The organism is Pseudoalteromonas rubra (assembly GCF_001482385.1).
Lineage (GTDB): Bacteria > Pseudomonadota > Gammaproteobacteria > Enterobacterales > Alteromonadaceae > Pseudoalteromonas > Pseudoalteromonas ardens.
This window is the reverse complement of the sequence record NZ_CP013611.1, coordinates 187,300-211,663: the sequence shown is the minus strand read 5'-3', so window position 1 is coordinate 211,663 and position 24,364 is coordinate 187,300. Positions and strand designations below refer to the sequence as shown.

General features: G+C 47.1%; 23 protein-coding genes. 12 read left to right on the top strand and 11 right to left on the bottom strand.

Annotated features, from left to right (window positions below; all coding sequences use genetic code 11):
- Window positions 1-2 precede the first annotated feature (2 nt).
- Genes trpD through trpA form a run of 4 tightly spaced genes read left to right on the top strand, consistent with a single transcriptional unit; the run spans window position 3 to window position 4,359 of the window.
- Window positions 3-1,007: an anthranilate phosphoribosyltransferase gene (trpD, locus tag AT705_RS00970; RefSeq protein WP_058795109.1), complete on the top strand. Its 1,005-nt coding sequence runs from the start codon at window positions 3-5 to the stop codon at window positions 1,005-1,007.
- Window positions 1,000-2,364: a bifunctional indole-3-glycerol-phosphate synthase TrpC/phosphoribosylanthranilate isomerase TrpF gene (gene trpCF, locus AT705_RS00965; protein ID WP_058795108.1), complete on the top strand. Its 1,365-nt coding sequence runs from the start codon at window positions 1,000-1,002 to the stop codon at window positions 2,362-2,364. The genes trpD and trpCF overlap by 8 nt, the downstream gene beginning before the upstream one ends.
- Before the next feature lie 10 nt (window positions 2,365-2,374).
- On the top strand, window positions 2,375-3,556 hold the full coding sequence (gene trpB, locus AT705_RS00960; protein ID WP_010385487.1) for a tryptophan synthase subunit beta: 1,182 nt from the start codon (window positions 2,375-2,377) through the stop codon (window positions 3,554-3,556).
- Window positions 3,553-4,359, top strand: a complete 807-nt coding sequence (gene trpA / locus AT705_RS00955) for a tryptophan synthase subunit alpha (RefSeq protein WP_058795107.1) — start codon at window positions 3,553-3,555, stop codon at window positions 4,357-4,359. The genes trpB and trpA overlap by 4 nt, the downstream gene beginning before the upstream one ends.
- Before the next feature lie 8 nt (window positions 4,360-4,367).
- On the opposite strand, the gene AT705_RS00950 is transcribed toward trpA, so the two are convergent.
- Entirely contained in the window at window positions 4,368-4,646 is a 279-nt protein-coding gene (locus AT705_RS00950; protein WP_049862994.1) for an HU family DNA-binding protein, read from the bottom strand.
- Between the two features lie 325 nt (window positions 4,647-4,971).
- Here AT705_RS00950 and AT705_RS00945 point away from each other — a divergent pair, with 325 nt between their 5' ends.
- Complete coding sequence (locus AT705_RS00945) at window positions 4,972-5,613, top strand: CPBP family intramembrane glutamic endopeptidase (RefSeq protein WP_058795106.1); 642 nt, start codon at window positions 4,972-4,974, stop codon at window positions 5,611-5,613.
- Between the two features lie 49 nt (window positions 5,614-5,662).
- Here the strand turns inward: AT705_RS00945 and AT705_RS00940 are convergent, their stop codons facing one another.
- Window positions 5,663-7,087, bottom strand: a complete 1,425-nt coding sequence (locus tag AT705_RS00940; protein WP_058795105.1) for a sodium-dependent transporter — start codon at window positions 7,085-7,087, stop codon at window positions 5,663-5,665.
- Between the two features lie 259 nt (window positions 7,088-7,346).
- On the opposite strand from AT705_RS00940, the gene AT705_RS00935 reads away from it, so the two are divergent.
- The 5 genes from AT705_RS00935 (at window position 7,347) to AT705_RS00915 (ending at window position 10,395) form a co-directional block, all read left to right on the top strand.
- On the top strand, window positions 7,347-7,646 hold the full coding sequence (locus AT705_RS00935; protein ID WP_058795104.1) for a YciI family protein: 300 nt from the start codon (window positions 7,347-7,349) through the stop codon (window positions 7,644-7,646).
- Between the two features lie 79 nt (window positions 7,647-7,725).
- Complete coding sequence (locus tag AT705_RS00930; RefSeq protein WP_058795103.1) at window positions 7,726-7,977, top strand: PepSY domain-containing protein; 252 nt, start codon at window positions 7,726-7,728, stop codon at window positions 7,975-7,977.
- Window positions 7,978-7,980: 3 nt separating this feature from the next.
- Entirely contained in the window at window positions 7,981-8,655 is a 675-nt protein-coding gene (locus AT705_RS00925) for a response regulator transcription factor (protein ID WP_010385495.1), read from the top strand.
- Complete coding sequence (locus tag AT705_RS00920; protein ID WP_058795102.1) at window positions 8,649-9,986, top strand: ATP-binding protein; 1,338 nt, start codon at window positions 8,649-8,651, stop codon at window positions 9,984-9,986. Before AT705_RS00925 ends, AT705_RS00920 begins: the two co-directional genes overlap by 7 nt.
- Window positions 9,970-10,395, top strand: coding sequence for a hypothetical protein (locus tag AT705_RS00915; protein WP_058795101.1), 426 nt, complete (start codon window positions 9,970-9,972; stop codon window positions 10,393-10,395). Before AT705_RS00920 ends, AT705_RS00915 begins: the two co-directional genes overlap by 17 nt.
- Before the next feature lie 29 nt (window positions 10,396-10,424).
- Here the strand turns inward: AT705_RS00915 and AT705_RS00910 are convergent, their stop codons facing one another.
- Window positions 10,425-11,459, bottom strand: a complete 1,035-nt coding sequence (locus tag AT705_RS00910; protein WP_058795100.1) for an AI-2E family transporter — start codon at window positions 11,457-11,459, stop codon at window positions 10,425-10,427.
- A 201-nt stretch (window positions 11,460-11,660) separates the two neighbouring features.
- Here AT705_RS00910 and AT705_RS00905 point away from each other — a divergent pair, with 201 nt between their 5' ends.
- Window positions 11,661-12,557, top strand: a complete 897-nt coding sequence (locus AT705_RS00905) for a TIGR01777 family oxidoreductase (protein ID WP_058795099.1) — start codon at window positions 11,661-11,663, stop codon at window positions 12,555-12,557.
- 45 nt (window positions 12,558-12,602) lie between these two features.
- Here the strand turns inward: AT705_RS00905 and AT705_RS00900 are convergent, their stop codons facing one another.
- The 6 genes from AT705_RS00900 to AT705_RS00875 all read right to left on the bottom strand — a co-directional run bounded on the left by AT705_RS00900 (window position 12,603) and on the right by AT705_RS00875 (window position 20,673).
- A complete protein-coding gene (locus AT705_RS00900) occupies window positions 12,603-15,287 on the bottom strand; it encodes a DUF349 domain-containing protein (RefSeq protein ID WP_058795098.1) in 2,685 nt (894 codons plus the stop codon).
- A complete protein-coding gene (locus AT705_RS00895) occupies window positions 15,277-15,558 on the bottom strand; it encodes a YeaC family protein (RefSeq protein ID WP_049862984.1) in 282 nt (93 codons plus the stop codon). Before AT705_RS00895 ends, AT705_RS00900 begins: the two co-directional genes overlap by 11 nt.
- 2 nt (window positions 15,559-15,560) lie before the next feature.
- Window positions 15,561-15,887, bottom strand: a complete 327-nt coding sequence (locus tag AT705_RS00890; protein ID WP_058795097.1) for a hypothetical protein — start codon at window positions 15,885-15,887, stop codon at window positions 15,561-15,563.
- 203 nt (window positions 15,888-16,090) lie between these two features.
- On the bottom strand, window positions 16,091-17,821 hold the full coding sequence (locus AT705_RS00885; protein WP_237113761.1) for an alanine/glycine:cation symporter family protein: 1,731 nt from the start codon (window positions 17,819-17,821) through the stop codon (window positions 16,091-16,093).
- 66 nt (window positions 17,822-17,887) lie between these two features.
- The gene (locus AT705_RS00880; protein ID WP_058795096.1) at window positions 17,888-19,015 is read right to left on the bottom strand and encodes a M14 family metallopeptidase; all 1,128 of its coding nucleotides are present in this window, start codon (window positions 19,013-19,015) and stop codon (window positions 17,888-17,890) included.
- 212 nt (window positions 19,016-19,227) lie between these two features.
- The gene (locus AT705_RS00875) at window positions 19,228-20,673 is read right to left on the bottom strand and encodes a glyceraldehyde-3-phosphate dehydrogenase (RefSeq protein ID WP_058795095.1); all 1,446 of its coding nucleotides are present in this window, start codon (window positions 20,671-20,673) and stop codon (window positions 19,228-19,230) included.
- Between the two features lie 333 nt (window positions 20,674-21,006).
- Between AT705_RS00875 and AT705_RS00870 the strand changes: the two genes are divergently transcribed.
- Entirely contained in the window at window positions 21,007-21,813 is an 807-nt protein-coding gene (locus AT705_RS00870; protein WP_058795094.1) for a DUF2989 domain-containing protein, read from the top strand.
- A gap of 39 nt (window positions 21,814-21,852) precedes the next feature.
- Here AT705_RS00870 and AT705_RS00865 read toward each other — a convergent pair whose 3' ends face one another.
- Window positions 21,853-22,440 (bottom strand): MlaC/ttg2D family ABC transporter substrate-binding protein, encoded by a 588-nt coding sequence (locus AT705_RS00865; protein ID WP_058795093.1) that lies wholly within the window; start codon window positions 22,438-22,440, stop codon window positions 21,853-21,855.
- Window positions 22,441-22,645: 205 nt separating this feature from the next.
- Entirely contained in the window at window positions 22,646-24,346 is a 1,701-nt protein-coding gene (locus AT705_RS00860) for a putative bifunctional diguanylate cyclase/phosphodiesterase (RefSeq protein WP_237113760.1), read from the bottom strand.
- Between the last annotated feature and the right edge of the window lie 18 nt (window positions 24,347-24,364).

Below are 24,364 nucleotides of genomic sequence, written 5' to 3'. Positions count from 1 at the left end.
ACATGGACAGTTTAAATTTATTACTAGAACAAAAATCACTGGACTTTGCCGAGGCTACAGAGTTGTTCAGTGCAGTCATGCAGGGCCAGCTGGATGAAGTACAGCTAACCGCCGCCTTGGTCGCCCTGAAAATAAAAGGGGAAACCGCCGAAGAAATCGCCGGAGCAGCAAAAGCGATGCGCGATCACGCCACTGCATTTGACACCCACGGCCTGCTTTGCGCAGACAGTTGTGGCACAGGGGGTGATGGCACTAACACCATCAATGTCAGTACTACAGCAGCAATCGTTGCGGCCGCTTGTGGCATCCCGATGGTGAAACATGGCAACCGCAGCGTATCCAGCAAATCCGGTTCTGCTGATCTGCTAAAAACACTTGGCATAAACCTGAATATGGACCCCCTACAGGGTGCACGCTGCTTGCAACAAACTAACTTTACCTTTTTGTTTGCGCCGCACTATCATGCTGGCGTCAAACATGCGATGCCGGTGCGCACTAAACTCAAAACCCGCACCTTGTTCAATATCCTTGGTCCACTTGCGAATCCAGCTAGGCCCCAGGTGCAATTACTTGGCGTCTATGACCCTAAACTTTGTCGTCCCATGGCTGAGACTTTACAAAAACTCGGTACTCAGCGTGCCATGGTCGTTCATGGTTCAGGTTGCGATGAAATTGCACTGCATGGCGAAACTCAGGTAACCGAGCTCAATCAGGGCGTTCTGACAGACTACACAATAACGCCTGAAGATTTTGGGCTGCAACGCTATCCGCTTGAAGCCATTTTTGGTGATACTCCGGAATTTAATGCCCAGGCAACCCGCGACATTCTCGATGGCAAAGGCAAAGAAGCACATAACGCTGCCATCATCGCCAACGTCGCCGCGCTGCTGGTCATGACAGACAAAGCAACGGACCTGAAATCAGCCAGTAGCCAGGTTTCAGAAATACTGGCGTCCGGACGCTGCGCGCAGAAACTTGCTGAAATTGTAGAGGTGAGCAATGGCTAATGTGTTAGAAAAAATTGTTGCTGACAAAGAAGTCGAAGTCGCGCAAAGAAAACAAGATCGCCCGCTGGAGCGCTTTGTTGATCAAATTACGCCCAGTGATCGGGATTTTTACGCGGCGCTGAGCCGCCCGGGAACTCAGTTTATTCTGGAGTGTAAAAAAGCCTCACCGTCGAAAGGTCTGATCCGCCAACACTTCGACCTGGATGAAATTACCGCAGTTTACGGTCGTTACGCCAGCTGCATCAGTGTGCTCACTGACGAAAAGTATTTTCAGGGTAATTTTGAGTATCTTAGCTATGTCAGAACCCAGGTCTCGCAACCCCTCATCTGTAAAGACTTCTTTATCGATGAATACCAGGTGTACCTGGCCCGTTTAAGTGGTGGCGATGCCATTTTGTTAATGCTATCAGTACTCGATGATGCGCGTTACACAGCTTTGGCCGAGCTTGCACACAGCCTGAACATGGCAGTCCTGACTGAAGTCAGCAATGAAGAAGAAGTCCATCGCGCACTTGCGCTGAACGCCAGGCTCATTGGTATCAATAACCGCAATCTCAGAGATTTAAGTACAGATCTGGCGACCAGCGAACGTTTACGCAAATTAATCCCGGACGATAGAACTGTAATCTCGGAATCGGGTATCTATACCCATGCAGACGTTAAACGTCTTGCCCCCATTTGCGATGGCTTCCTGGTCGGCAGCTCTTTAATGGCTGAACAAGACCTGGAGACCGCTTGTCGCAAACTGATCTTGGGTGAAAACAAGGTCTGTGGCTTAACTCGCAGTCAGGACGCCATTGCCGCTTATGAGGCCGGTGCAGTATACGGAGGATTGATTTTTTATCCCAAATCACCCCGTTATGTTGACATTGACTGTGCAAAAGCCGTCGTAGACAGCGCGCCCCTCAACTATGTGGGCGTATTTGTCGATGCACCACTTACACAAGTGATTGAAAACGTACGCATCCTCAAGCTCAGCGCAGTGCAATTACATGGCAATGAAACGCAAGACTACATTGATGAGCTGCGCAAACTGTTACCTGTTAACTGCCAGATCTGGAAAGCCCAAGGGATCAGCGACCATCTGCCTGCTCCATTACAGGGCGTCGACAAACATTTATACGACACCAAAGTCAAGGGTCAGCTTGGTGGAACAGGGCAAGCATTTGACTGGCAGTTGCTTAGCCAGACTCCGGGCAGCTTTATGCTGGCAGGCGGACTGAGCGCTGACAACCTGACACAGGCCTCATACCTGGGCGCAGCAGGATTCGATCTGAACTCTGGTGTCGAGATCAGCCCGGGTAAAAAGTGTGCCGACAAACTCAATACAGCTTTTAACACAATTCGTAAATACTGAGGTGGAAAAAATGAATACAGGATATTACGGTGATTTTGGTGGCATGTTTGTCCCTGAATTACTAGTTCCTGCGCTCAAGCAGCTTGAGCAGGAATTTAATAAAGCACAACAAGACCCGGCATTTCAGCAGGAATTTTATCAATTACTCAATGAGTTTGCAGGGCGCCCGACGCCACTGACGCTCACCAGAAACCTGGTTAAAAACCCAAAAGTAAAGCTGTATCTGAAACGAGAAGATCTGCTCCACGGTGGCGCACACAAAACCAACCAGGTGCTTGGCCAGGCGCTGCTCACTAAACGTATGGGTAAATCAGAAGTCATCGCAGAGACCGGCGCCGGGCAACATGGTGTTGCAACAGCACTGGCCTGTGCCCTGCTGGGTCTGAAATGCCGCGTTTACATGGGTGCCAAAGACGTTGAACGTCAGCAACCCAACGTGTTCCGTATGCGCCTGATGGGTGCAGAAGTTATCCCGGTTACAGCAGGCTCAGGCACACTTAAAGACGCCGTAAATGAAGCGATGCGCGACTGGTCAGCCAATTACAAAACCGCCCACTACCTGCTTGGTACCGCAGCGGGCCCTCATCCTTTCCCGACTCTGGTACGTGAGTTCCAAAAAATGATCGGTGAAGAAGCAAAACAACAGGTACTGGAAGCTGAAGGTAAACTGCCGGATGTAGTCATGGCCTGTGTGGGTGGAGGCTCCAATGCGATTGGGATGTTTGCAGACTTTATTGACGAAAAAGACGTCAAACTAATTGGCGTGGAGCCCGCAGGTAAAGGTCTGGATACCGAAGAACATGGCGCAGCATTGTGTAAGGGGACTAAAGGCATTTTACATGGTGCTTATACTTATATCATGCAAAATCAGGACGGCCAGATAGAGGAGTCATACTCGGTCTCTGCGGGTCTGGATTACCCAGCTGTTGGACCGCAACACGCCTACCTGCACGAGACCGGCCGGGCCCAGTATGTCGCTGTAACCGATGATGAAGCGCTGGCCGCTTTCCAGTCATTGGCAAAACATGAAGGGATCATTCCGGCGCTGGAATCCAGTCATGCGTTAGCCTACGCATTGAAATATGCTGAGGCACAAGAACAAGACACAGTAATAGTGATCAATTTAAGTGGTCGTGGTGACAAAGACTTAGCCCATGTCCACCAGGTATTAGAAGCGCGAGGTGAGCTATGAGCCGTTACAATGAGATGTTCCAGCAGCTAAACGACAAGCAGCAAGGCGCGTTTGTCCCGTTCGTCACCATTGGCGACCCGGACAAAGAAACCAGCCTCGCAATCATCAAAAGCCTGATTGAAGGTGGTGCGGATGCACTGGAGCTGGGGATCCCGTTTTCCGATCCCATCGCAGACGGTCCGGTTATCCAGGCCGCAAATATTCGTGCTCTAGAACAGAACATTGACACAGAAGATTGCTTTGACGTGATCCGTGCAGTGCGCGAGCAATATCCTCATATCCCAATTGGGTTGCTACTATATTCAAACCTGATTTTCGCTCGTGGTCTGGATGCATTTTACCAGCAAGCCAAAGCGGCTGGCGTCGATTCGGTATTGGTTGCAGATGTGCCGCTGCACGAGTCAAAAATGTTCCGCCGAGCAGCGGTAGAGGCAGGCATTGAGCCGATCTTCATCGCAACGCCTAATGCCAGTGATGATACCTTACGCGAATGTGCCAGTTACGGCAGAGGCTATACTTATTTGCTCTCGCGCGCTGGTGTGACCGGTACAGAAAGCCAGGTGCAAATGCCAACCGGTGAGATCATCACTAAGCTCACCGAGTACCATGCCGCCCCAGCCTTGCTGGGCTTCGGTATCTCCACGCCGGAGCAGGTCAAAGCAGCACTTGACTCAGGTGCCGCAGGTGCCATCTCAGGTTCTGCTGTGGTCAAAATTATTGAGCAGCATCTGGATGACAAGCCTGCGATGTATCAGGCCCTGAACGCTTTTGTACGCGACATGAAAGCCGCTACCGCGCGCTAACACCTAGACTATTTGTCAGCCAGAGCGTCCTTGAGCGCTTTGGCTGGCTTAAACAGCACTTTATTCTGCCCTTCGATCATGATCTCTTCCCCTGTTCTGGGGTTTCTGCCCGGCTTGGCCGGATGATAGCTCAGCGTAAAGGTGCCCATACCATTAAGTTGAACCTGATCTCCTTCAGAGAGACGTTTGGTGATAAGTTTTATAAGACTACCCAGTGCAGCCTGTGTGTCTTTCTTGGTCAATTCACTGTGCGCCGCCATGGCTGTAACCAGTTCACTTTTATTCATCATGCATCCGTCTTTATACAACAAAGCCCGGCAGGCTAAGGAGTTCTGTCATAAAAGTCAATCCTGAGCGGATGAATACCAACTTTACTCAATACCTGTTCAATTTGAAGGAGCAAATATCACCTTAACGGCATTAGAATCTTCTCATTTAAAACAACTAAATAGCAAAATTCTTAGCTGGTTATCAACAACATTTTCCTGCATCAAAATAGAACACGTCATTAAGCAAATTGGTATAGACAAAGTTTTCCTTGTTCTGCTATACCCGAGTTGAAATGCCTTGACTATAGTTAGGCTAACGCTGACAGACATACCAGAGGCCACATTGAACGCAAACCAATATCGCTGGTGCGAACTATTCCTGGTGTTTTTCCTGCTACCTGTTATTGCCTATGCATTTCGCCATCAACTCGCCAATTGGTTGTTTCCGGCTTTGATTATACTCACAGCTGTGTGTACATATTTGTTACTCACCGATCCACATTTCAAACGATTTCGCCTGACCAGTCTGGGGACCTTTTCTACAGTGAAGCGGCGGCTGTTTTCAACCTTCTTTATCGGTGCCCTGTTTTCCGCCATGTTTTATGGCCTGGTGAATCAGGAAAGCTGGTTTGATATGCCGCTCAAATCCACCAATGACTGGTTGATCCTGCTAATAGCCTATCCAATATTATCGGTAGTACCGCAAGAGCTGGTGTTTCGCAGCTACTTTTTTCATCGCTACAAGCGTATTTTACCGAGGAAGACAATTCGGGTTGTGTTGAGTGCTGCTGTATTCGCGCTAGCTCACTGTGTATATGACAACTGGGTGGCCATTGCACTTTCTTTTGCCGGCGGATTGTTATTTGCCTATACCTACGCACACAGTCGCTCTTTAGCCGTCTGTGTACTCGAACATAGTCTTTGGGGATTATGGGTTTTTACCCTGGGGCTGGGTCAGTATCTGGATTCAGGCCTGACGTTTTAGCTACGGGGCACCACATTCCTGAGGTGCCCCTGTGGCATACTAAGAAAGACTAGAAGCCAAACAAACTAAATGCAAAAAACTTCGTCGTTACTGTATTAACGAAGATGACGGTCAGGATCACTGGGATGAAAGTAGATAATGAGAAGTTCACGTACTTTTCCATCAGGCTGCCTTTATAGTTTGGTGACCCCTGTGCCAGCTCTTCTGACAAATTATGCTTTTTCCAGCGATACATCACAAACAAGCAAACCAGTAAACCGTTAAAAGGTAAAATGGTTTCGTAGAATACATCCGAGATCAGCGCAAACATGCTCTGACTGGCACCGCCATAGTTAACAAAATCAGTCAGCCAACCAACCATACCAAAAGACATGGTACACAGCACAGTCAGTCCGCCCGTTGTCAATGCCAACAGGCCCAACGCCTTTTTACGGCTGATGTTCTTTTCTTCCATTAACGCAGCAGTTGGTACTTCGATGATCGACACCAGTGAGGTGATTGCAGCAAAAAAGACCAGCAGGAAGAACAACGCCGCTACCGCAGAAGCGCCAAAGTAGCCGATGTCAGATTGCAATGCCAGCAACAACTTTGGCAGATAGACAAAAATCATGGACACTGACGAATCACTTAGCTTCGCCGGATCGGTATCCGGGTTGAAGCTGAAAATGGCTGGCAGCACCATCAAACCTGCGATAAACGCGACTAAAGAGTCTGTAATTGCCACCATTTTAGAACTGCCAACAATGTCATCTTTCCTGGAGATATAGGAGGCATAAGTTATCAGGATACCCATTCCCAGAGACAGGGAGAAAAACGATTGTGATAAAGCACCGTTAAGCACACTGGCGTTCATTTTAGAGAAATCTGGCACCAGATAATAACGCACACCTGCCATGGCATTGTCCAGCGTTAATACATAGACCACCAGGCCAAGTAGTAACACAAAAAGCGCCGGCATCATAAACTTAGCGGCTTTTTCAATGCCTTCTTTTACGCCACCAACCAGAATAAGGTTAACGAACAGGCCAACAAACACCATGTAGATAAACATAGTGTATTCATTTACAAAGGCATCGAAGTGACCCGGATTTGCCAGCATATCCAGGTTCCCCAGCACAGTTTGCACCAGATAGCCGAAGATCCACACTGTGATGACCATGTAAAACACGGCAATCATAAACGGGGTTAAAACGGCGATAGCCCCTGCCAGGGACCACTTTTTATCCCCCTGCGTTAGCGACTTATAGGAACCATAAGGGTCTTTTTGCGCCTTACGCCCCATCGCCATTTCTGCCATCATCACCGGCAGACAAATAAAGATAACAAACAGGGCATAAGTAAGCAGAAACGCACCGCCCCCATTTTTTGTTGCAGATACGGGAAACCCAACGAGGTTACCAATCCCGACTGCGGAACCTGCTGCGGCAAGGATAAAACCCAGCCGCGAGCTAAAGTGCTCACGATTTGCGCTCACAAGAACAACCTTATTATTATTTTGTAAGAATAGTCGAAGGACTCTACCAGCCATCCACACGGAATTTCAAGTATAAACGTCTAATCCGGTGTGCATTGATGTAAACCTCACACCTTCACACGCTTATACAACGCACTTATAACATGTTAGACATACATGACTCCTCGATTTGTCTTCATTCGTCAGTGGTTCCGGCATTTACACACAGGGTCGGTTCAGTCTATGATAAGCGCAAATAACACAATAATTGTTACATCCTATGCTTTATATGATCTACTCAACTGATGTTGAAAACTCTTTGCAGAAGCGCTTAGCAGCACGCCCGGCACACCTGGCCAGACTGAATGAGCTTGATCAGCAACAGCGCTTGTTCGCCGCCGGCCCTCTGCCCGCTATCGACAGTCCAGATCCGGGCGAAGCTGGGTTTACCGGTTCTTTAGTTATCGCAGAATTCGATTCCCTGGCGCAGGCCGAAGCATGGGCTGCGGAAGACCCCTATATCGCAGCGGGTGTTTATGCCAGCAGCATAGTCAAGCCATACAAGAAAGTACTGCCTTAACAAGTTCAGCATGGGTTAAGTCGTTTTCCAATAGCCTGTGCGACAAGATGTTAAGCAACCCTAACCGTGGAGCTTTTAAATGCAGTTGCCAAGATGTCTTGCAGTTACGTTAGCCTTCTGTTTGCTGGGTTCCCAGCCCACTGAAGCTTCTGAAAAGCAAGATACGATAAGCAAAAAGCAAGCTGTTAAACTTGCAACCGACCAGTACTCAGGTAAAACACTCAAGATCTCCAAGCAAGGAGACTATTACGTAGTGAGAATTTTGCTCGATGATGGCCGGATCATAGATTTAAAGGTTCATCAGGTAACGGGCGAAGTGAAGAAGGACTAAGCAATGCGAATTCTTGTAATAGAAGATGATATACAACTGGCAGAAAACCTGCGTACAGCGCTGGAAAAAGAGAAGTACAGTGTTGATCTGTGCCACGACGGAGAAAATGGTCTTTTTCACTTAACTGAGTACCCATTGGATTTGGCTGTGGTCGACCTTGGTTTACCTAAACTGGATGGCATAGAGCTCATTCGCCAGGCACGCGCCAAAGGCATCAAATTACCTATTTTGATCCTCACTGCACGTGATCGCTGGCAGGAAAAAGTCGAGGGGCTGGATGCTGGTGCCGATGACTATCTGACCAAACCCTTCCATACAGAAGAGTTGATTGCCCGCTGTAACGCCCTGATCCGAAGAAGTGCAGGACAAGCGAACCCGGAGATCAGCATTGGTCCGGTAAAAATACATACGCGCTCTCAGCAGGTGTGGGTAGAAGACAGAGAGCTCACACTCACCGCTTACGAATACAAAGTACTGGAATACCTGATGGTCAATCCACTCAAGGTAATTTCAAAATCCGAGTTGACCGAACATATTTACGATCAGGATTTTGATCTTGACTCAAATGTCATTGAAGTGTTTGTACTCAGACTGAGAAAGAAACTGGATCCAGACGGCACACTTAACCCCGTTGAAACGCTCAGAGGCCGAGGCTATAGGTTTAAAAACCAGTGGTAAATCGCGCTCAAATTTCCCTTAAAATAAGGCAAGGATTTATCCTTGTCTTTGTTCTTATTGTTGCACTGCCCGCACTGTTTTTCTCAATCAGCCGTGCTTATCACGCGACCTTAGTCGAAGCAACACACAAAACCCTTGAAGCCCATCTTTACTCGCTTATCTCAGAGGTCGATTTCGTGACCATGGAGATGCCCAACAGCATTTTAGCGCCTGAATTGAACCGACTTAACTCAGATACCTACGCGCTTATTTATCAACAGAACACGCTGGTCTGGCACTCTGAGTCGGCAATGGATCTGACCGTCACGCCGGATATATCGCAAAGCAAAGCCGGCGCGAAAGAGTTCGAGCGGGTTGAGTACAATCAGGAGCTTTACTGGCAACTCGGCATGACGGTCATTCTGGGCAATGCCAGTCACTCGCAGCAGGCCAATTTTATACTGCTGAAGAAAAACTCAGCCCTGGTCGCACAAATGGCTCAGTTTCGTAATACACTGGTCAACTGGATGTTGGTAATGGGCATTATGATAGCTGTACTTATGGCGCTTGGGTTTATCTGGAGTGCCAGGCCCCTGCAACGGCTGGACAAAGAAATAAAAGCCGTCGAAGCAGGCGAGATTGACAAAATCAGTGGCCTCTACCCTGTTGAACTCAATACCATCAAAGCCGACCTAAATTTACTACTGGACTCGCAAAGAAGGCAGAAAGAGCGCTACCGAGCCTCACTGAGCGATCTTGCTCACGCACTTAAAACTCCTCTGGCGGTGCTCAAATCCAGTCCACTGGCAGAAAACGCCGACGCTCAGGAGCAGCTTGATCGCATTAATGCCATGATTGAGCATCAGCTGAAACGTGCCGCATCGGGCGCATCTGACACCTGGAAAAAACAAACTCAGGTGCAGCCTGTAGTCAGTGCTATCCTCAATGCCATGAACAAGGTCTATCACGATAAGCAGATCAACTTTAGTTCTGCGTGCCCAGAAGACGCGGCATTTCTGGGCGATAAAACCGATCTGATGGAAATTTTGGGTAATTTGATCGACAATGCATGTAAAGCCTGCCAGTCGCAGGTTGATATCGACGTGAAATATAATCAAAGCAAAGGCGTGCGTTTTATCATCAGTGACGATGGCCCAGGCATCCCTGAGCAGAACAGAAGCACCCTGTTGCAACGTGGGGCGCGCCTGGATACCTATGAAAATGGCCACGGAGTTGGCATGGCCATTGTGTCCGACCTCGTCTCTTCCTATCACGGAAGCATAGACATAAATTACAGCCAGCTGGGCGGTGCCCAGTTTACAATAGAATTTAGTTATGAACAGACCCAATAAAACACTGTGTTTCATATCATTGTTAACGCTCAGCCTGTCTGCACAAGCAGCCAGGCTGACTTTACAGCAATGCGAGCACCTCGAATCAGATCACCCTGAAAAAGCCAAGCGCTACTTGATGTGCCTGGATGGAAATATTGAATTGCTGGAACGTGAAAGAAAAACCTGGGTAACTAAATTGGTGATGGATACTGAAAACCTGCAAAAAGAAACCGGCAATTCTCAACTACTGCCTATTATCCAGCGCAGCTTTATCAATCAGGAAAGATACATGGAAGACGCCTGTCGCTGGCGCTACCTAAAGCAAATGCCTAACGCCACTATGGCAGCCAAGATATACAAACGCTGTAAAATAGAGTTTATCAAGCAACACACGCAGGAATTGCAGGCCGACTTTACGATCCAGTAAGCCTGCAACTGAATGCCAGATAGCGATGATTATCTAGCATTGTGCTGTTCTTCACCGCCTAACATTGTTGCCAACCAACGGCCATCTTCGCTGTTTTCAAGGGCAATTTTAACCACCATAGTCAAAGGCACAGACAGCAGCATACCCACAGTGCCCAACAACCAGCCCCAGAAGATTAAAGACAAGAACACCACCAAAGTGCTCAGGCCAAGCCCCCGGCCCATAAAACGCGGCTCGACAATATTTCCCATAATGGTATTGATACTAATGTATCCCACAGCCACAATTGCGCTGACCATAGGACTGTGTGTCACCAGCGCCAGTAACACCGGTGGCACCGCCGCAATAATCGAGCCTATATTGGGAATATAATTGAGCAAAAAGGCAAACACACCCCAAAGCACAAAATAATCAACATCCAGCACCCAAAGAAACACTGCCGCCAGCACCCCCGTTGCCAATGACACTAACGTCTTAATGGCCAGGTAACTGTTTATCGAGTCCAAAAAGCGGTCAATCTGCTTCATTTTCATATCCGGGTCATCCAGTGCAAGGTGTACCTTGGTACTGATCATCGGCGCTTCAAAAAGCATAAAGACCACTGTTAGCAGGATCAGAAAGATGTTGGCCATCACACCGCCAAAGCCGGCTAGCATGTTGGTTGCCACATCAATCATCTTACCTGGATCAAATAACGCTATAAGCTGTTGTTTATCAACTAAAATATTATATTGGGCTGCCATATCAACAAACCAGATAAACTTGCTGCGCAGGGCTTCTCTGTATTGAGGTAACTGGCTCGAAAAGTCATTTAACGACTGGCCAACCAGGCCTGTCAGACTCATCCCCATCAGCATGACCATCATGATGATCAGGACAATTGCCAGTCCTTTTGGAATGCGATAGTTCGCAAAAAACTTCAGAAGTGGGTTACATATAATGGCAATAAAGGCTGCTAAAACAAAAGGGACAACGATGTCGTTCGCCAGTTTAATTCCGGCCAAAACAATGAACAATGACGCAATAACGACTAAGCTTTTAGTGATCCCAGACAATGAAGACACGACTTTTCCTTACATTAACTTTGCAAAACCCCACTACAACACGAGGGGATGGCACCGGGTAGCTGCCATTAGCGCATTAAATTAATTATTGCCCGGCGGCTTCATTGTAACGGAAATTTGCATCAAAGCACGCAGAACTAAAAAATTGATCGACAATGCAATACGCTGAGTATAAACACTAAATTATTAAATGGATTATACATGAAGGTATTAATGACAGGCGCCACCGGGCTCATCGGGTCAGAGTTGTGCAAATTCCTATTCAACAAACACAAAATCATTGCATTGACACGCAATATTGCCAAAGCCCGGCGCTTGCTGGACAGTAAAATTGAGCTCGTCGACGATCTGGATCAGGTCAACTTTAATGAACTGGATGTGGTTATCAATCTTGCAGGCGAACCCATTGCTGACAAACGCTGGACTGAAAAACAAAAAGCCCGGATCATGGACAGCCGCATTTTACTGACCGAAGCGCTCAGCGCACGGATCCGCAATTGCGACACGCCACCACATACCTTTATTTCAGGCAGTGCCATTGGCTATTACGGCAGACAGCCTGCAACAGTTAAGGTGGGCGAGGATTTTGACGACCCCTACCCGGAGTTTAGTCATCAACTCTGTAAAGACTGGGAAGCAAAGGCGAATTCAGCCCAGAATGAAGCCACACGGGTCTGTATAATCAGAACCGGTGTGGTGTTATCCAGACACGGCGGTGCACTGAAGAAAATGTTGCCAGCCTTTCAGTTCGGTATGGGTGGACCCATGGCCAGCGGTGAGCAGGTGATGTCCTGGATCCATATTGACGATATGGTGCAACTCATTTTATTTCTGATTAAACATCAGGAACTTGCCGGTGTATTCAACGCGACGGCACCAGCCCCGGTATCCAACAAGGAGTTTGCTGAGCGTCTGGCTATCACTTTAAGACGCCCTGCCATGTTTACTATGCCAGAATTCGTACTCAAGGCGTTGTTTGGTGAAATGTCTGAATTGCTGATTTACGGCCAGCGTGTGTTACCCCGGCGAGCACTCAAAGCAAATTACCGCTTTCGTTACCCTAACCTGGACGAGGCGCTTCAGCAATTGTTTCATTGATGAAGGTATAAAAAAAGCGCCTTGCGGCGCTTTTTATCGGTTCGGTTAGGCGGTTAACACCTTGATTAAGCGCGCCTGTTCAACCTGCTCGTTATCACTGACCACCTGTGACAGATAACAAGTCAGATAATACTCAAGCGACTGAGCACCACCTTGCAGCTTGGCTTCTAACAAAGCAACCTGCTCTGTCATTCGTGCCTTTGCACAAGAATCCGGGGACTCATTATTGGTCATGATTTCGAGACGCAGCAATAACTGCTCTGCAGCAAGTCCTGAGTCATTGCCCCTTAACCAGTTATCCGATGGCGTCTGTCCCGCACGAACAGCTTCTACCAGGTCATTAAACTTTTCACGGCTCTGGGCTGAGAAGAGTTCATTTAACTTGGCCTCTACCTGCTCCAATAACTGTTGTTTGGTTTTTCTCAGTGAACTAAGCACATCTGTTTCAATAACAGCCTCTTTAACGCTCAACAGTTCTGATTGTGTTTTAGCATCGATCATTTGACTGTCCAATTCAGCCAGCAACTGACGCTGCTGTGCTTCCTGTGCCTGTGCTTGTTCACGTTCAGCATTTTGTTGCACCTGACGTTTTTCAAACACAGCATCATTATGCTTTCTGAACTCCTGCCACAATGTGTGCTCCTGCTTGGTACCAGCAAAGCCAATTTCCTGCCAGCGCTTTTGTAAGTTTTTCAATGTATCACACGCTTGCATCACATCTTCTAACTCAAGCTGCGCCTGTGCTTCTGTCACTAATTGTTGCTTCAGCTGCGCATTGGCCTGGTGGCGAGATTTTAATTGCTCATTAACCTGAGTATAGGCCTGGCGATAACGTGTATTAAGTGCCTGATATGTAGAAGCATCCAGGCTACCAGCACCACGCCACTGCTTGTTGATACGGTTAAACATGCTTTCAACCTGACGCCAATCGGGTTCAGCGGCTTGCGCCTGCTCCATCAGCTCAGTCATTTGGCCAACCAACGCCTCGCGCTGCTCAATGATCTTTTTGCGCTGTGCGTCTTGCTCTGCAAAGTATGCTCGACACGGGGCAAATAGCTGCTCGATTTTCTCATCAAACTGAGTTGCCTGTGCTTTTTCTTCATCGCTTTCCACACGGCCCAGTTCATTCCAGCGTACGCGTAATAGTTTTACCTGCGCTGCACGGGTCTTGGGGTCAACCTCTTGCTCAGTGAGCATGTCATCAAGCTGTTGCAACAACTCAGCGCGCTTCGGCTGAGATGCATATTTTTGCCAGTCTTTAAGCTCCTTAAGCGCTTCACTCAATGTCGTATGCTGTTTTGCCAGCTGCTGTTGATATCCTTCACTGAGCAATTCATAGCTCTCAATAAAGCCATTAAATACGCCGAATGCCACATTAAAACGGCCCTGATCCAACAGCCGCTGTACATCTCTTGCCTTCTTACGCGCTTCCTTGAGGTGCTTTTCCTGGCCATCAACCAAAGGTTTCATACCCTGATTAAATTGGCCACTGACAGCTTTAAGTTGCTCGGAAGCCTGCTTTTTAAGCTCACCTGGTAACTGCCGCAACTGCGACTGAGCATGCTGATAGGCTTGTTTTTGCTGTGCCATGACAGTATCCAACTGCTCAAGCGCTTCACTCGGAGCAATCTCAGCCAGCGCTTTCAGAGCTTCATCGAATTGCTCTTTCGCACTGACAAGTTCAGGCAAGTTCTTAAGTTGTGTCGCACTATCACGTAGCTTTCCAGATAAAGTCTGAAGTGACGCCTCTGTTTGATAAGGTGAGGCCTCCAAGCGGCTCTGAAGTTGCGATAACTGGGTCTCTAAAGCTTCCTGTGCAGACAGGTTCAAAGCGTCAACAGCGCTTGACAGGGCCTGCTCCAGTGCCTGGTAATCAGACTCGAATTCACCGATAGCTTTGGCTTTGTTCGCAGCTTGTTCAGCCTGTTGCAGCGCTTGATCAAAGGCCAACTTTAACACATCACGGTGCTTACCCAGTTTTTCAGAGATAGTGATGAACTTTTCCTGATTAACCTGTTGGGCTTCTTCACTCAGCCACTGTACTTCCAGTGCCTGCCATTGCGCTACCAATGCATCAGACTGACTTGCAACCACCTGGTAATCTTGTTTGTCACGTAGGGCATTCAGCTTGGCCAAAACCAATTTTGCTTCCTGAGCAATCTGTGCAGGCATAACCTGGCTCAGTCGCTGTTGTTCCAGGGTTTGCTCCAGCGCGGTACGTGCCTCGCCATTGGCGGCTTTGAGCACGGTTTTTTCTAGCTGATACTGTGCGATCAAAGGCAACAGTTGGTTCTGGAGTGCCTCATTACCTTGTTTAAATGCCTTTTCAATCAGCTTGGCATTGGCAAGACGTTTTAATAATTTGGCTTTTTGCTCGTTCGCAATATCACTAAAAGCCACTTTTTCCAGTGTTTTAGCCGGTGCGTATCGGTCAATATACTCATCCCGAATGGCCTGGCTCAGCGACTGTGAACCAGATAAAACTGCCTGCGAGATATGCTGCTCGGCCAGTTCTTTCAACTCCTGGTCTTGCTTATATACCTTCCACCACAAACTCAAGTCATTAATTTTATCCAGCACTTTTTTTCTGATCTGGCTAGAGTCATCTTCCAATGCCAAAGTCTGCAATACCTCGGCATCTTTGCTCATGTCCAGCTTATCGATTGCGGCTAATCGCACCTGTGTTTTCGGGTGCTTCCATTTAGGGGTAAAAAGGTTTTTAAAGATCATTTTCACTAAACCTGGCTATTTCATTTTCTGCTTTAAATTCTTGTTGCAACTCACGCTTTGATTTTTGCACCATTTCACCTTCTTCGTTGATGGTGAACTGCTCGGTGCTTTTCGCGACTTTTGCCTGATATAACATGACCAGCTGAACGGTTTGTTCTTTTTGTGCCTCGCTCAGCGGTGTACCATCCGGCCAGCGTCCGGTTGAAGCGCCATACTGCAATCGCTCGTAGAGTTCCGGTGTAATATTTTTAACTAAACTGTCTATATTCATGTTCACTTTTTCTTTTTCAGTACGACTAAAATCACCCGATTAACCAGATACCAAACCAGGCCAACACCAATTGCACTCTTAGCTGCCAGCATCTCTAATGTTCCCTCTACCGGCTGCTGCCAATATAAGTATAAGAATCCGCCCAAAAACAAGATCAGTGCCAGAAATGAATAATTCATGATGGTCTGCTGTTTCTTAATTCGCCTGCGAACCGTTTCTCTGTGCAAAGATTCCTCGTCCATATTCGCAAGATTAAATTCACAGTGTGGGCAGGTTTTGTGCATAGAAGATATGGGCTTGTTACAACTGGGGCATTGGGCAATCGCCATACTCGAGTGACTCCTAACGAAAAACTAGCATTTACACGCCGGCCACCTTTAGAGTATTGATACCAAAGTGCTTAATGTAATCTTGATTGAAAAAGGCCAGCTGGCAAATCAAGCAACAAATAAGTGCAAAAAGGTATGACTGCTACTTAAAGAGTAAGACCAAAAAATAAGGCGCCATATGGCGCCCTATTCTACTTGGTTTATTAAGGTTTGTCTTTTTGGAAATGCATAGAATTGTCTTTTTGTACCTCAGCATTTCCTTCCGAGCTACGCTGCTCTGTATCAAACTTATCCCAGTACTCGTCAATAGACTCTTTCATCTCTTTACGCAGTAACATGATCCCGAATAAATTTGGCAGTGTCATGACCACTATCCCCACAGCTGCGAGCTTCCAGATCAATGTGGTGTCTGCAAATGATGCCCAGAAAAAGCCGGCAACATAGAATACCCGATACGGCATCACAGAACGTGAGCCAAACAAATACGTCATGGCACGGTCACCATAATATGACCAGGCTATCGCTGTAGAGAACGCAAACAGTAACAGGCCGATTGATACAATATACTGGCCGCTGTCACCAAAGAAACCACGGGTGAACGCTTTCGTTGTCAGTTCAGCAGAGTGCACCAGAGATTTACCTTTGATGCTGATACTGGTATCGACAAGCATACCTTTGCTTACTTCGACGGTACCTGTGTAGCGATGCTTATCAGTGATACCAAAACGAATGTCCTCACCGATCGAGCGCGAATGAATCACGGTGAAGTCTTTATTCACTGCCACCCCTTCGACTACCCGGATATTTCCGTTGTAGGTCTCAACACTGTGGCCATCAATACCATTAAGGTATTTGTACAACTCTTCCCTGTCACTGTCGTTTGACTCAACATAGTTACCCTGAACTATCGTCATTGACGAACGCTCAAAAGTGGTTTCGAATTTTTCTGTCCACACACCGGATGACAAGATCACTAAGCCTGTCAGCGTACAGATCACTATGGTATCAATGAAAGGTTCCAGAATAGACACCATACCCTCTGATACCGGCTCATCTGCTTTGGCTGAGGCGTGCGCAATCGGTGCCGAACCCTGACCGGCTTCGTTGGAGAATAAACCACGGTTTACGCCCCGGTTAAAGGCATAGGCAAAAGACGCCCCCAGGAAGCCACCAACCGCAGCCGAGCCACTAAATGCATTAACAAACACAGCAGAAAAAGAGGGGATGATGTTTTCAGCATTATAAAGAATCACCGCCAGCGCTCCGATGATGTACACCGCAGCCATCAAAGGGACAACCCGAGATGTAATTGCAGCAATACGCTTAATACCACCCAGGATTACCAGGGCAAGTAGGATTGACAGCACCGCACCGGTGACCATAGGCTGGATGTTAAAAGTTGCCTCCATACCCTGCGCGATGTTGTTGATCTGCGGCAAACTACCCGTGCCGAATGAGCTGATAACCGTTGCAATGGCAAACAATACAGCAAGCCACTTCATATTGAGGCGGCGATCCATATAGTACATAGGACCACCTGCCATTGAGCCATCTTCTGCTTTAGTACGGTATTTATGAGATAAAGTTACCTCAACGAACTTAGTCGTCATACCGAAAAATGCCGTCATCCACATCCAGAATAAGGCAGCCGGACCACCAATTGAAATGGCCAGTGCAACACCACCTATATTGCCAGTACCTACCGTGCCTGAGAGGGCTGTGGACAATGCCTGAAAATGCGTGGTATCCCCCTCCTGTCCTTTCTTGTCGTATTTACCCGTAACAATTTTGCACGCATGCTTGAAATATCGGATCTGTGGGAATTTTAAGTACAGTGTAAAAAACAGACCCACCCCAAGTAATACATAAGGGAACCACCAGGAGCCCCCCAACAAGGCATCCAGACTATCCAGAAAACTTCCTAACGCGTCCACGACTCTTCCTCTTTCTCGTTGTTATTATATGCGACAGGCAACCAATGAGGTTGCCTGCGATGATGTTTATCTCAGATTGTCCACCACGTTCACGATGGCGGCTAAGGTATCCTGACCAAATTGATATGAGCGGCGGTCAGACCAGCCATAATGCGGATCAGGTAAATTGGCATTGTCCTTAAATGGCATCTCAATGGTGTATGCAAGCGCTTTAAAGGCTTCACCTACCGCACAAGAAGCAACCGTCAGATTAGCCTGACCCGGCTCATCTTTAGGATAGCCAAACTCATCCTGAAACTCAGGTGTAATCGTCAGTAAGGCCTGCTTAAACTGTTCTTCCAAAGACTCAAGACGAGCATCATAGCTTGGGATCCCTTCACTACCTGCAACGAAGTTGTATGGCAGTGCTTCATCACCATGGATATCAAGATACAAATCCAGACCTGTTTCATGCATCTTATTCAGGACATGATACACTTCAGGCGAGTTTTCCAGTGAAGGCGTTTGCCATTCACGGTTCAGGTTCACGCCTTTCGCATTGGTGCGTAAATGACCGCGCACACTGCCATCGGGGTTCATGTTCGGTACGATATAAAACACCGCTTTTGATAACAGCGCTGCTGCATGCGGGTCTTCGTCGTCCAGTAGTTTGTGTAACAGACCTTCTACAAACCACTCCGCCATGGTTTCACCAGGGTGCTGGCGCGCAGTGATCCAGATTTTTTTCTTTTCATCGCCCGGCTCACCGACACACAATAAACTAATGTCACGACCGTCCAGAGTTTCACCCAAAGTTTCAACCCGGCACGCATCATGACTTTGAGCCCAGTAAACCAGATCCAAATGGCGTTCGTAGCTATACGGAGCAAAGTAAGCAAAATAAGTGTGATGACATTCAGGTTCAAAGTCGATAACCAGCTGGCCATCCTGATAAGTACTCGGCACCCGGAACCAGGTTTGTCTGTCATAGGAAGCAACAGCCTGGTAATCATCCCACCCTTCTGGGTACGCTGAGTTTTGCAGATTATTAATATGAAGTTTATGTTCTACAAATGGTGTTGATTCGAGACGAAAGTGGAACCATTGAAAGAATTCAGATTCGTTATCATGGTTAATTTCCAGCTGAATGTCGAGTGGAGCCTCAGCAGAAATCACTTTGATATTTCCGCTGTCAAAATTACTGGTGATCTTCATCATATACCCTAAATAAAAAAACCATCTCATTGTGCCAGGTGTTATGTACAAAGCACTCAACAGCGCAGTACAAAGTCAAGGAACTTTATTTTAACCTTGATGATTTTTGTTAGTGATTTGTAGCAATAAATCAGCTGCAAGCCTAACACACCTGGTGCGAGACAAAAACAAAAAAAGCCAGCAATCGCTGGCTTTTTTAGATAAACCGATAATTAACGCGGCAGGCTTGGGAATTCTACCTCAGCCATGTCACGCATTACACGTACAACCTGACAGCTATAGCCAAACTCGTTATCGTACCATACGTAAAGTACCACACGATCACCGTCAACGATGGTTGCTTGTGAATCAACCACACCAGCGTAGCGGCTACCAACCAAGTCAGTTGATACGATTTCAGTTGACGCTGTGTAATCAATTTGGTCACGCAATTCTGAATGCAGAGAAGTCTCACGCAGGAACTCGTTCAGCTCTTCTGCGGTCGTTTCTGCTTTCAGATTCAGGTTCAGAATAGCCATAGAAACATTTGGCGTAGGAACACGGATTGCGTTACCCGTTAGTTTACCCGCCAGCTCTGGCAACGCTTTTGCAACTGCTTTTGCAGCACCGGTAGAGGTAATAACCATGTTCAGTGCAGCACTGCGACCACGACGCTCAGCTTTGTGGTAGTTGTCGATCAGGTTCTGATCATTGGTGTATGAGTGAACCGTTTCAACGTGACCGTTCTTGATACCGAACTTGTCATTCAACGCTTTCAGTACTGGTGTAATGGCGTTTGTTGTACAGCTTGCTGCAGAAACAATTTTGTCTTCAGACAGAATGTCAGCATTGTTAACACCGTATACAACGTTCTTGATGTCGCCTTTCGCAGGGGCAGTCAGAAGTACTTTAGACGCACCTTTAGATTGTAGGTGTTTACCTAAGCCATCTTCGTCTTTCCACACGCCCGTGTTATCTACAACCAGCGCGTTCTCAATGCCGTACTGGGTGTAATCCACTTCTTCCGGAGAGTTAGCATAGATGATCTGAATGTAGTTACCGTTTGCTTTGATAGCGCCTTTTTCGTGATCAACAGTAATTGAACCGTTGAAAGGACCATGAATTGAATCACGACGCAACAAGCTAGCACGCTTCTCAAGGTCGCCATCGCGACCACCACGCACAACAATTGCACGTAAACGCAGGTCAGCGTGAGAGCCACCGCGCTCAATCAATAGACGAGCAAGTAGACGACCAATACGACCAAAACCATACAGTACCACGTCGCGAGGGGCCGGACGGTTGCCTGTATTTAGCAGTGCAGACAGCTCAGCATTGAGATATTCCTCGATTGAGCGGCCTTCGCCTGCGTTCTTGTAAATATATGCATAGGCTAGTTTACCTAAGTCAACACGGCCTGGAGCCAGTTCCATCTTGCTGATTGCTTCTAAGAATGGGAAGCTCTCGCGCAGACGCAGTTTAGTGTCTTCAAAACGTGCGACTGTTTTATGGGCTTTAATAACATCGATAGTGCTGGTGTTAACAAGAGGACGGCCATAAACCGCAATTTCTACACCCAGATTACGATACAAACGACCGATGATCGGTTGCATGCTTTCTGCGTAGTCTTGACGTTCTTGCCAGCTGTTTTGATATTCTTGCTCGTGAGATAAGGTCATTTTTTCTGCCTAATAAACAATTTTTGAACGGATAGCCTAACCGAGCCTGATGTATTGCATAATTTGAGAGTCAACAGGCCCCAAGGCAGTGACATTTTAATTTAATTGGCTCGGATTCTCCACCATTTACTGACAATTGTTGCTGTAAAATTAACTGCACAGTTAATCTCAACGCAGATTTTCAGGCTAAGAACGCACATAACACAAGAAATTCTGCGCTAATCTGCCGGGCTTGTGATCCCTTGCTACACTTGACCTAAATAAAGGGTGTCCAGAATTGTCGAAATTGGTACTATACGTAAGCAACAACAAAGACTTGGAGTACGGATAACAATGAGGTGGTGGCTAATATCAAGCCTGTGTATTACAACAGCGCTGCTCAGTGGCTGCGATGACACGATAACACTGAGCAAAATTTGCTCGGATACACCGGGGTTTTGCGAAGACCTTAACAAAGACAGTCATTGCAAAGAAGAACGCGCATCAGTCATATTCTCACGTTACCGCGAATACAAAGCCCCAACTGACGAGAATAAATACACACTGCTAAAAGATTTTGAACAGTATAACGAGTGTGTTTCGCTCGCAGCACAAATTGAACATATCAAACTAAAAGAAAAAACCACATCACGGGTTGAAGGGCATCTCACCAGCCTGAAAGAAATGACGCGCATCTATCAGGACACTATTAATACTGAGCATCCGGGGTTACTTTACTATCACTGGTCCCGACGTAACAACCGCATGGCATTAAACAAGCTGCTTAATATGCAGGACCAGGAGCATGTCAAGAGCAACAGCGAGATACAACTCTTTCTGGCAACCTTCTATGCCAAGATTGATGACGACAAGACAATAGACATTCTTTATCGCGTGCTGGAACTGAATAAAGCGGGCGAAACCCCAGACCCGGAAGTATTCGCCAGTCTGGTCAGTATTTTTTACAAACAACAAAAATATAAGCACGCTTATACATTTGCCCGGGTAGCGCAGCTATCTGGCTCTGAGAATATTGATATTCTGCCCGTGGAACATAAACTCTCTGCCAGCGGGAAAGACTTAGGCGCACTGGATACGCTGGCTGCAAAAACCTGGGAAGAGATCAGTAATGGAGAATTCCTCTCCCCAAGAAACTTTTAATTTGTTTCTTAACAAAGTGGCCTTTACGGGCCACTTTGATTAGCTTTTAGCATTAAGCTCCGCCGTTACCTGCGCTAACCCCACCTCAGAGATCCGCACCGAAATTTCTTTTTGCTTAGCACTTAACAGGGAGATCCCTTCTGCGACCAGGTCGTATACCCGCCATTCACCTTTGCTACTTTTGCGAAATTTAAAGTGGATGTCGATGTCCGGACCTGAAGGCTGTCTCACCACAGCTTTGACCGTGGCGTATTTACTTTTACTGTCTGTAGGCAGGGCTTCGAACGTCACTTGCTGTCCTTTATATTGCATCAGTGCACTGGCGTAGCTCACTTCAAGATAATGCTCAACAGCAGAAATAAACGCCAGCGCCTGTGGTTTAGACAACCCTTTAATATGCTTACCCAGTAACTTATAAGACACAAAGCGAATATCAATGTGTGACATCAGATGTGCCTTAACGATCTGACGCATTTCCAGAGGGCTGGCATTGCCATCCTGATTAACGGCTTTAATGTCAGAAAATAGGGAGTCGCCTACTTCATGGATTAACTCTAACGGTGGTTTTGATGCCAGAGTCAGTGATGAAAACAGCAACAGAAAAAGTCCAGCAATTAATTTGTTCACGTTCGTTCCTCGATACTTGAAAAAATGACGTCCTGGTCCAGCCCCGCCAGATTAATGAGGGTCGGATGGTGCGAGATTGATAATGTAACGCTAAAACGCGTCTGAATGTGTGAGAAAATGTATGAAAATATATCAGATTCAGTAGCCAGTCAGCTTACCTCTGCGGACCCTTTTTTGGCTTTGCTGCAAAGAGTAACCGGGAAGGTTAACGCTTAAGTACTTTTTTCACCATACGATGAGAGTGTAACCACTGTTTTGCGCTATTTTTCTCCAGTGCTTCACTTATATAGTAGCCTTGCAAGTAGTGACATCCTTTACAGTTGAGATAGGCCGCTGTTTTACTGTCCTCCACCCCTTCAGCAACCACCGAGCACCCCAGGCGATTCGCAAGGTAAATGGTTGTTTCAACTATAGCCTGATCTTTGTCACTATCCAGGCAACCACTCACAAATGAACGGTCAATTTTGATCTGGGAAATAGGCAGCTCTCTGAGCATTGAAAAAGACGAAAATCCGGTGCCAAAATCATCTATGCTCACCGCAAACCCCATATCAATTAACACACCTATCATATACCTGGCCTGCTCAACGTCAACCATCACCATACTCTCTGTTAATTCGAACACAATACAACTTGGCTGGATTTGATATTTGGATTGCAGCTCAACCAGCTGATTGATGAGGTAACGGCCATGAAAGTCCTGGCAAGACAGATTTATGTGTATCGTGACTCCCGGCTCTATGGTCAAAAAGTTATCCAGATCTTTAAATACCTGCTCAATGACGAAACTGGTGATCTGCTTAATATAATTGTTTTTCTCAGCAATGGGGATAAACCGCATCGGGCTAATGTATGATCCTGGCCCGTCAGTCCAGCGCAATAAGGCTTCCAGCCCATGCACTTCGTTATTGTGTCCACACACCAGTGGCTGATAAAACACCTTGAGTTTTCTCTCGCTTAAAGCCACTTTTAAGGCATTAAACAGTTCGAACTCTGCTGACACGCCGTCGTGCAGCGCCTGATCAAATATCACCAGGCTTTGCCGACTGTTTTTAGCCGCATACATAGCAATATCCGCTTGCTTCATCAACTCTGTGACAGAGGACTTTTCTTCGGCATCAAAGATACGCGCACCCGCACTGTAAAATACATCCACGTGAACCTCATCGATCACCAGACCATCATTAAAGGCCTTCAGCAGTCCATTGTTGAGTGAAAACAACTTAGTTTCGCTCGCCGCGTCCGTAACAATAACGAATTCGTCGCCACCCATTCGATATACCTTGCTGCCCTGTGTGGCTAATGAACGCAATTTGCTAGCAAAGGCAACCAACAGCTTGTCACCAAAAAAATGGCCCAGCGCATCATTCACTTGCTTGAAGTTATTGATGTCCAGGAGTAAGAGGCTAAACGCTTTGCCTTGCTGTATGCACTGCTCCACAAACTTAGTGCACTGCTGGCGGTTCTCCAGCTCAGTTAAAGAATCATGCCGGGCAAGGTGGCGCTCGCTTTGTGCAATCTCCTGCAACAGTAACAAACTGGAGCGGCTTAACCGTACGACCACAATCACAAATACCGCACCCAGCATCAGGATCACCGACAAACCGAACACCATGGGAGAAGCATCAGCTGTGCGATACACATGATAAGCAAAGGCGAGATATCCACATACAAAGAAAAGAATCAATGCCAGCAAAACGCGCCAGCCGCGATTTTGAGTGATCTGGCAGATTTGTAGTGCCGGCAGCAGTGCCACCACCAGCAGCAAGAACCCAACTATTATGAAACTTAAGCTCAGGCTTTCCACATAGACCACATGCACACAGACTAAAATGTAAAGAGTATAGTGAAGAATCCCCCACCCTGCGCGATTGATAACAGGTACAGTCAAACGCCGATGATGCATTTGTAGCCACTTCTGACA